Annotated in this window: 5 protein-coding genes and 2 rRNA genes (1 of these 7 running past the window's edge); 2 read left to right on the top strand and 5 right to left on the bottom strand. The window is 68.0% G+C overall.

The features are described 5' to 3' along the window. Positions 1-3,051, top strand: a 23S ribosomal RNA gene (locus F8R89_RS14280); it begins 72 nt to the left of the window's first position. 84 nt (positions 3,052-3,135) lie between these two features. Next, positions 3,136-3,252: ribosomal RNA gene (gene rrf / locus F8R89_RS14275) — 5S ribosomal RNA — on the top strand. Positions 3,253-3,364: 112 nt separating this feature from the next. Here the strand turns inward: rrf and F8R89_RS14270 are convergent. The 5 genes from F8R89_RS14270 to F8R89_RS14250 are packed head-to-tail and all read right to left on the bottom strand — an operon-like array spanning position 3,365 to position 8,984. Next, a complete protein-coding gene (locus tag F8R89_RS14270) occupies positions 3,365-4,675 on the bottom strand; it encodes a DUF58 domain-containing protein (RefSeq protein WP_151784333.1) in 1,311 nt (436 codons plus the stop codon). Beyond that, complete coding sequence (locus F8R89_RS14265) at positions 4,675-5,664, bottom strand: AAA family ATPase (RefSeq protein ID WP_151788124.1); 990 nt, start codon at positions 5,662-5,664, stop codon at positions 4,675-4,677. Before F8R89_RS14265 ends, F8R89_RS14270 begins: the two co-directional genes overlap by 1 nt. After that, the gene (locus tag F8R89_RS14260; protein ID WP_151784332.1) at positions 5,664-6,872 is read right to left on the bottom strand and encodes a DUF4350 domain-containing protein; all 1,209 of its coding nucleotides are present in this window, start codon (positions 6,870-6,872) and stop codon (positions 5,664-5,666) included. The genes F8R89_RS14265 and F8R89_RS14260 overlap by 1 nt, the downstream gene beginning before the upstream one ends. Beyond that, complete coding sequence (locus F8R89_RS14255) at positions 6,869-7,642, bottom strand: DUF4129 domain-containing protein (protein WP_151784331.1); 774 nt, start codon at positions 7,640-7,642, stop codon at positions 6,869-6,871. The genes F8R89_RS14260 and F8R89_RS14255 overlap by 4 nt, the downstream gene beginning before the upstream one ends. Positions 7,643-7,646: 4 nt before the next feature. Then, on the bottom strand, positions 7,647-8,984 hold the full coding sequence (locus tag F8R89_RS14250) for a glycerophosphoryl diester phosphodiesterase membrane domain-containing protein (RefSeq protein WP_151784330.1): 1,338 nt from the start codon (positions 8,982-8,984) through the stop codon (positions 7,647-7,649). Between the last annotated feature and the right edge of the window lie 43 nt (positions 8,985-9,027).

The raw sequence follows: 9,027 nt of genomic DNA, 5'->3' as shown, positions 1-9,027 counted from the left end.
AGTCCCCGGGGAGTCGTCAACCAGGCTTTGATCCGGGGGTTTCCGAATGGGGAAACCCGGCAGTCGTCATGGGCTGTCACCCGCTGCTGAACACATAGGCAGTGTGGAGGGAACGCGGGGAAGTGAAACATCTCAGTACCCGCAGGAAGAGAAAACAACCGTGATTCCGGGAGTAGTGGCGAGCGAAACCGGATGAGGCCAAACCGTATGCGTGTGAGACCCGGCAGGGGTTGCGTATTCGGGGTTGTGGGATCTCTCTTCTGTTGTCTGCCGGCAACAGGACGAGTCAGAAACCGTTGATGTAGGCGAAGGACATGCGAAAGGTCCGGCGTAGAGGGTAAGACCCCCGTAGTCGAAACGTCAGCGGCTCGTTTGAGAGACACCCAAGTAGCACGGGGCCCGAGAAATCCCGTGTGAATCTGGCGGGACCACCCGCTAAGCCTAAATATTCCCTGGTGACCGATAGCGGATAGTACCGTGAGGGAATGGTGAAAAGTACCGCGGGAGCGGAGTGAAATAGTACCTGAAACCGTGTGCCTACAAGCCGTGGGAGCGTCGGACATCAGCTTGCTGGTGTCTCGTGACTGCGTGCCTTTTGAAGAATGAGCCTGCGAGTTTGCGGTGTGTTGCGAGGTTAACCCGTGTGGGGAAGCCGTAGCGAAAGCGAGTCCGAATAGGGCGATATAGTAGCGCGCTCAAGACCCGAAGCGGAGTGATCTAGCCATGGGCAGGTTGAAGCGGAGGTAAGACTTCGTGGAGGACCGAACCCACCAGGGTTGAAAACCTGGGGGATGACCTGTGGTTAGGGGTGAAAGGCCAATCAAACTCCGTGATAGCTGGTTCTCCCCGAAATGCATTTAGGTGCAGCGTCGTGTGTTTCTTGCCGGAGGTAGAGCACTGGATAGGCGATGGGCCCTACCGGGTTACTGACCTTAGCCAAACTCCGAATGCCGGTAAGTGAGAGCGCGGCAGTGAGACTGTGGGGGATAAGCTCCATGGTCGAGAGGGAAACAGCCCAGAGCATCGACTAAGGCCCCTAAGCGTACGCTAAGTGGGAAAGGATGTGGAGTCGCAGAGACAACCAGGAGGTTGGCTTAGAAGCAGCCACCCTTGAAAGAGTGCGTAATAGCTCACTGGTCTAGTGATTCCGCGCCGACAATGTAGCGGGGCTCAAGCGTACCGCCGAAGTCGTGTCATTGCGATATATACCCCCAACGGGGATCGTGATGGGTAGGGGAGCGTCGTCTGCCGGGTGAAGCAGCCGCGGAAGCGAGTTGTGGACGGTTGACGAGTGAGAATGCAGGCATGAGTAGCGATTCACACGTGAGAAACGTGTGCGCCGATTGACTAAGGGTTCCTGGGTCAAGCTGATCTGCCCAGGGTAAGTCGGGACCTAAGGCGAGGCCGACAGGCGTAGTCGATGGATAACCGGTTGATATTCCGGTACCCGCTGTGAAGCGTCAAACATCGAATCCAGTGATGCTAAGCCCGTGAAGCCGCCGGCTGAGTCTTCGGACGAGGTCGGAGTGGTGGAGCCGGTGACCCGAGCTGGTAGTAGGTGAGTGATGGGGTGACGCAGGAAGGTAGTCCATCCCGGGCGGTGGTTGTCCCGGGGTAAGGGTGTAGGACGTCAGGTAGGCAAATCCGCCTGACACATAGTCTGAGACCTGATGCCGAGCCGATTGTGGTGAAGTGGATGATCCTATGCTGTCGAGAAAAGCCTCTAGCGAGTTTCATGGCGGCCCGTACCCTAAACCGACTCAGGTGGTCAGGTAGAGAATACCGAGGCGTTCGGGTGAACTATGGTTAAGGAACTCGGCAAAATGCCCCCGTAACTTCGGGAGAAGGGGGGCCATCACTGGTGATCCAATTTACTTGGTGAGCTGGGGGTGGCCGCAGAGACCAGCGAGAAGCGACTGTTTACTAAAAACACAGGTCCGTGCGAAGCCGTAAGGCGATGTATACGGACTGACGCCTGCCCGGTGCTGGAACGTTAAGGGGACCGGTTAGTCGAGATTCGTCTCGGCGAAGCTGAGAACTTAAGCGCCAGTAAACGGCGGTGGTAACTATAACCATCCTAAGGTAGCGAAATTCCTTGTCGGGTAAGTTCCGACCTGCACGAATGGCGTAACGACTTCTCGACTGTCTCAACCATAGGCCCGGTGAAATTGCACTACGAGTAAAGATGCTCGTTTCGCGCAGCAGGACGGAAAGACCCCGGGACCTTTACTACAGTTTGATATTGGTGTTCGGTTCGGCTTGTGTAGGATAGCTGGGAGACTGTGAAGCTCGGACGCCAGTTCGGGTGGAGTCGTCGTTGAAATACCAGTCTGGTCGTGCTGGATGTCTAACCTGGGTCCGTGATCCGGATCAGGGACAGTGTCTGATGGGTAGTTTAACTGGGGCGGTTGCCTCCTAAAGGGTAACGGAGGCGCCCAAAGGTTCCCTCAGCCTGGTTGGCAATCAGGTGTTGAGTGTAAGTGCACAAGGGAGCTTGACTGTGAGACCGACGGGTCGAGCAGGGACGAAAGTCGGGACTAGTGATCCGGCGGTGGCTTGTGGAAGCGCCGTCGCTCAACGGATAAAAGGTACCCGGGGATAACAGGCTGATCTTCCCCAAGAGTCCATATCGACGGGATGGTTTGGCACCTCGATGTCGGCTCGTCGCATCCTGGGGCTGGAGTCGGTCCCAAGGGTTGGGCTGTTCGCCCATTAAAGCGGTACGCGAGCTGGGTTTAGAACGTCGTGAGACAGTTCGGTCCCTATCCGCTGTGCGCGTAGGAGTCTTGAGAAGGGCTGTCCCTAGTACGAGAGGACCGGGACGGACGAACCTCTGGTGTGCCAGTTGTTCTGCCAAGGGCATGGCTGGTTGGCTACGTTCGGGAGGGATAACCGCTGAAAGCATCTAAGCGGGAAGCCTGCTTCGAGATGAGGACTCCCACCCACTTGATGGGGTAAGGCTCCCAGTAGACGACTGGGTTGATAGGCCGGATCTGGAAGCACAGTAATGTGTGGAGGTGACCGGTACTAATAGGCCGAGGGCTTGTCCTCAGTTGCTCGCGTCCACTGTGTTGGTTCTGAAACCACGAACAACCCCATGTGCCACACATGGTGCGGTTGATTGTTTCATAGTGTTTCGGTGGTCATAGCGTGAGGGAAACGCCCGGTTACATTCCGAACCCGGAAGCTAAGCCTTACAGCGCCGATGGTACTGCAGGGGGGACCCTGTGGGAGAGTAGGACACCGCCGAACAATTTTTGGGAAAGGGCTCACACCTTACGGTGTGGGCCCTTTCTGCGTTTCACCGTCCAAGTATCAGGCCCTTTCTGGTGGCAGAAAGGGCCTTTTTCGTTGCCGCTGTCGGCTACAGGCGGCCGGCTGTTTTGAGGGCCAGGTAGGCGTCGGCCAGGGCTGGGGCCAGGTCGTCCGGTGTCGCGTCCACGACGGTCACGCCGTGGCGGCGTAGTTGTTCCGCTGTGCGGTGGCGTTCGGCTTGGGCCTGGGCCGCGGATGCCGCCTCGTAGACGGCGTCCGTGCGGCCGCGGGCCTTTGCCATGTTCGCGATGTGCGGGTCGGCGACGGACGCGAGAAGGATTGTGTGGCGCCGGGTCAGTTGAGGGAGGACCGGGAGCAGGCCCTCCTCGATGGGGGCCGCGTCAAGGGCCGTGAGCAGGACGATCAGGGAGTGGCGGGGAGCCGTACGCAGGGCTGTGGACGTGAGTCCTCGGGCGTCGGTCTCGAGGAGTTCCGGTTCCACCGTGGCCATCGCGTTGACCAGGGAGGGGAGGACGTCCCGGGCTGTGCGGCCCTGGACGAGGGCGCGGACCCGGCGGTCGTAGGCCAGGAGGTCGACGCGGTCGCCGGCGCGGGAGGCCAGGGCGGCCAGCAGGAGGGCGGCGTCCATGGAGGCGTCGAGCCGTGGGGCGTCGCCGACGCGGCCCGCCGATGTGCGGCCGGTGTCCAGGACGAGAAGGATGTGGCGGTCGCGTTCGGGGCGCCAGGTGCGGACGGCGACCGCGGAGTGCCGTGCGGTGGCCCGCCAGTCGATGGAGCGGGTGTCGTCGCCGGGGACGTACTCGCGCAGGCTGTCGAACTCGGTGCCCTCGCCGCGGGTGATCAGGCTGGTGCGGCCGTCGAGTTCGCGGAGGCGTGCCAGCTTGGACGGCAGGTGCTTGCGGCTGGTGAAGGGCGGCAGCACCCGGACGGTCCAGGGGACCTTGTGGGTGCCCTGGCGGGCGAACAGGCCGAGGGGGCCGTAGGAGCGGATCGTGACGCGGTCGGCCTGGCGGTCGCCTCGGCGGGTGGGGCGGAGGCGGGTGGTCAGGCGCCGGCGTTCGCCCGCGGGGATCCTCACCTGGTGGCGGGAGGACGTGACCTCGGTGCCGGACTGCCAGCTGCTCGGGGGCCAGGCGTCGCGGAGATGGGCGCGGAGCGGCCGGTTCGACGGGTTGGTGACCGTCAGGGTGACGTCGGCCGTGTCGCCCAGGCGGACGGAGGTGTCGCCGGAGCGGGTCAGGCGCAGGCGCCGTACGGGGGCCGCGAGAGCGAAGTCGCAGGCGCAGGCGGCGGCCAGGGGGGCGTTGACCGCGAGGATGCCCGTCCAGCCGGGGTCCCAGATACCGACGGGGAGGGAGCCTAGGGCCGCGAGGAGCGCGGCGCGTCCGGTGAAGGCCATCAGCGCGGGACGGGGACGTGGGCGAGGATCGCGTTGATGACGGAGTCGGCGGTGACGCCCTCCATCTCGGCCTCGGGGCGGAGCTGGACGCGGTGACGGAGGGTCGGCAGGGCCAGGGCTTTGACGTCGTCGGGGATGACGTAGTCGCGGCCGGTCAGCCAGGCCCAGGCGCGGGCCGTCGCGAGAAGGGCGGTGGCGCCGCGTGGGGAGACGCCGAGGGCCAGGGAGGGCGACTCGCGGGTGGCGCGGCAGATGTCGACGACGTAGGCGGTGATCTCGGGGGAGACCGCGGTCTTGGCGACGGCCGCGCGGGCGGCTTCGAGGTCGGCGGCGCTCGCGACGGGGCGTACGCCGGCGGCGCGCAGGTCGCGCGGGTCGAAGCCCTCGGCATGACGCGTGAGGACGTCGATCTCGTCCTGGCGGGACGGCAGTGGGATCGTCAACTTGAGGAGGAAACGGTCCAGCTGGGCTTCGGGGAGGGGGTAGGTGCCCTCGTACTCGACGGGGTTCTGCGTCGCGGCGACGAGGAACGGCTCCGGGAGGGGGCGGGGGGTGCCGTCGACGGTGACCTGGCGTTCCTCCATGGCCTCCAGGAGGGAGGACTGGGTCTTCGGCGGGGTGCGGTTGATCTCGTCGGCGAGCAGGAGGTTGGTGAAGACCGGGCCGGGCTGGAAGGAGAACTCGGCGGTGCGGGTGTCGTAGACGAGGGAGCCCGTGACGTCGCTCGGCATGAGGTCCGGGGTGAACTGGACGCGCTTGGTGTCGAGTTCGAGGGCCGACGCGAGAGCACGGACGAGCAGGGTCTTGGCGACGCCGGGGACGCCTTCGAGGAGGACGTGGCCGCGGCACAGGAGCGCGACGACGAGACCGGTCACGGCGGGGTCCTGGCCGACCACGGCTTTGGCGATCTCGGCGCGCAGGGCCTCCAGGGAGGCGCGGGCGGTGCCCTGGTCCCCGGTGTTCCCGGCGTTGTCAGTGGTCGGGTCCATCATGGACGGCGTACCTCTCTTTCGAGGGCGTCGAGTTGGTCGGCGAGGGAGACGAGTGCCGCGTCGTCGCCGGGCGGCGGGCCGAAGAGGAGGGTGTGCAGGGTCTGTCCGTCCCCGTGCCGGCGCAGGTGGGCGGAGAGTGCGGGGAGCAGGGTCTCGGGCGCGTGCGCCTGGGTGAGGGGGACACCGACGAGGGGGGCGAGGCGGATGCGTGTGGTGGAGCGGAGAGCGGTGGCCGCGCGGTCGCGGGCGTTGGCCTTGCGGTAGAGGCGGGCCCGGCCTTCGACGGTCTCGGAGGCGCGGATCGCGACGGGGAGTTTCTCGGGGACCAGGGGGCCGAGTCGGCGTGCCCGCCACAGGGCGGCGACGGCCGCGGCGATGAAGAGCTGCAGGGTGCCCCAGAGCCAGCCCGAGGGGAGCAGGTCGAAGAAGCTTTGCTGGTCGTCCGGGTCGGCGGCCGAGGCGTCGGAGAGCGTGGGGAGGTACCAGACCAGATGGGGGCGGGAGCCGAGGAGCTGGAGGGCGAGCGAGGCGTTGCCCTGCTCGTCGAGGCGGTCGTTGAAGAGGATGTCGGGCGCGCCGATGACGACGGTGTCGCCGGTGCCGTCGCCGCCGGTCTCCGGGATCCGCAGGAGGGTGGCGAGGCGGTTGCTGGGGTAGCACTCGTCGGCGTCGAGGTGGGTGGTGGTGTAGCGGATGCCGCCGGTCTCGGCGGTGCCGGCCCGGCGTGCGGCGGGCAGCGCGCAGTCCGGGGAGAGCGCGGAGTCGAGGCTGTTCGCGGGGTCGGCGGTGACGCCGGGGGCGAGCCGTTCGACGGACGGGCTGCCGGGTGCGACGAGGAGCGTGCGGCCTCCGGCGTCGGCGGTCGCCGCACGCAGCGCCCTCTGCTGGGTGGGGGTGAGCAGGTCGGGGGCGGCGACGAGGAGGGTGGTGTCGGCGTCGGCGGCGGCGCGGGCTCCGTCCAGGGTGGTGACGACGCGCGTGTCCACCTCGCGGTCGGCGAGGAGTTCGGCGACGGCCCTGCTGCCCTGGCGGTCGGCGGAGCGGGGGTCGAGGGTGCCGTGCCGGGCGTCGGAGCGGATCGTGGCGATCGCGACGGCCGCCGCGAGCAGGAGGACGACGCCGAGGGCGATGCCCCGGGTGCGGGTCCACAGGTGGCGGGCGGTGGGCGAGGCCGAGGTGGACGGGTGTGTGGCCTCGGTCGTCATCCGGCGGCTCCCTGGTGGTCCTGGGGGCCCGTGCCGGAGGCCTGGGCGGCGAGCTGCGGCTTGGTGTTCTCCAGGTCGCGGTCGAGGGCCGCGAGGGTCTGGTACGTCTGCCGGGTCGCGGTCCGCCCGCCGTACGTGACGTCGTCGAAGGCGCGGGCGGCGGCCCGCAGCCGGTCGGCGTGGGAGGGCAGGGGTCGGCCGGCGTCGGCGGCGGCCTCGTCGGCGGTGCGGCCGGGGCGGACGTCGAGGAGGGCGCGTTCCTCAAGGGCGCGGACGATGGCGCGCATGCGCTCCTGGACGGCCCGGTTCCAGTGGCCCTGGGCGGCGTGGGCCTCGGCGGCGGAGCGGTGGTCGGCGGCGCTGCAGGGGCGGTCGTCGAACAGGGCGGCGGACGACGCGGGTTCGCGGCGCGGGGTGCCCAGGCGCCACCACAGCAGGCCGATCACGGCGAGGACGACGAGGATGACGACGACCAGGCCGAGCGGGCCGCCGGGAGTGACGGTCGCGGCGCTGTCGAACAGGTCCTCGACCCAGCCCCAGAAGGTGTCCAGCGCGCGCTGGAACCAGCTGGGATCGTCCTCGTGGTACATGCTCTTGGACAGCTCGCGCCGGGCCGCCTCCCGGGCGGGGTCGCGCGGCGTGGTCAGCGGCGGCGCGTCGTCCGCCGCCGCCGCCGCGCGTACGGACGTGTCACCGGCGCGCGCGAGGGCGCGTGCGGCTGCTTCCCGCAGCCCCGGTACCGCTGTGAGAACTCCCCCCGTCGGACTCACCTATTCAGCTCCCCGGGGTGCCGGTGCCGGAGTTCTGGACGCCGGCCGCGCGGGCCAGTTCGAGGTCGAGGGCCTCGCGGCGGATGCGCTGGTCGATGTAGAGCAGCACGGTCACGCCGGCCGTGATGGGCAGGGTGATCATGGAGCCGATCACCGAGCCCACGCCGCTGACGATGAGGAACGTCCAGCCGAAGTCGGTGGTGCCGTCGAGGATGCCGGCGGCGCCCTGGCCGCTGACCGCGCCCGCCAGGAACGTGAACGGGATGACGACGATCGCCGCGACGACGTTCGCGATGATCATGGCGAGGAGCTGGATGCCGAAGACCCGCCACCAGGCGCCCTTGACGAGCTTGGCGGAGCGGCTGAGCGCCTTCCTGATGCCCTGCTTCTCCAGCATCAGCGCGGGGGAGGCGAGGGAGAAGCGGAACCACAGCCACAGCGCGACGACGAAGCCGCCGATCGAGCCGAGGACGACGAGGGCGAAGCCCGCTTCCGTGGCGCCCGAGGCGGCCAGGACGATGCCCGGGACGGCGCCCGCGACGGCGACGCCGACGGTCATGAGGAGCAGCAGGAAGAGCAGGCCGAAGAGGCGCGGCACCTGCGAACGGGCGTCGCGCCACGCCTCGCCGGTGCTGACCGGCTTGCCGAGCACGGCGCGGCTGGTGACGGTCGTCAGCAGGGCGGTGGCGATGACGGTGCCGATCGCCGAGATCAGGAAGATCACGCCGGAGTTGATCAGCGAGTCGCCCATGGCGCGGGTGAGCTCGTCGAGGGTGGCGCTCGGGTCGTTGAGGGCCTCGGTGCTGACGCGCTCGTCCAGGAGGAAGCCCTGGACGAGGATGACGAGGATCTCCGTCACGACGGCGACGGTGAGGGAGACGCCGAGGACCGTGCGCCAGTGGGCGCGCATGGTGGAGACGGCGCCGTCGAGGATCTCGCCGACGCCCAGGGGGCGCAGCGGGATCACGCCGGGCTTGGCGGCCGGCGGGGGTCCGCCCCAGCCACCGCCCCAGCCGCCGTATCCGCCGGGCGGCCCGTAGCCCTGGGGGGCGCCGCCCCAGCCGCCGGGCGCGCCGGGGCCGGCCGGGGGCCTGGCGCCCCAGCCCGGGCCGGGCGGTGGGGGCGGCGGGGCCTGGCCGGGGGCCTGGGCGCCCGTGGGCGCGGACCACTGGCCCGCCGGGGGCTGCTCCTTGGACCACTTCGGGCCGGGGGCCTGCTGGTCCGCCGGTGGCTGCTGCGCGGAGTCGGCGCTGACCGAGGGCTCGGCGGGACCGGACGCGCCGGGTTCCTGCCCGTCGGACGGGGCGGATCCGGGCGAGGCCCAGCCCGGAGTGTCTTTCATCGTCGCTCCTTCACGGTGCCCGTCCGCGGTCGCGGCGGCAGTT

This window comes from Streptomyces sp. SS1-1, assembly GCF_008973465.1.
GTDB lineage: Bacteria > Actinomycetota > Actinomycetes > Streptomycetales > Streptomycetaceae > Streptomyces.
The sequence above is the reverse complement of the archived record's forward strand: the minus strand, read 5'-3'. Positions and strand labels throughout refer to the sequence as shown.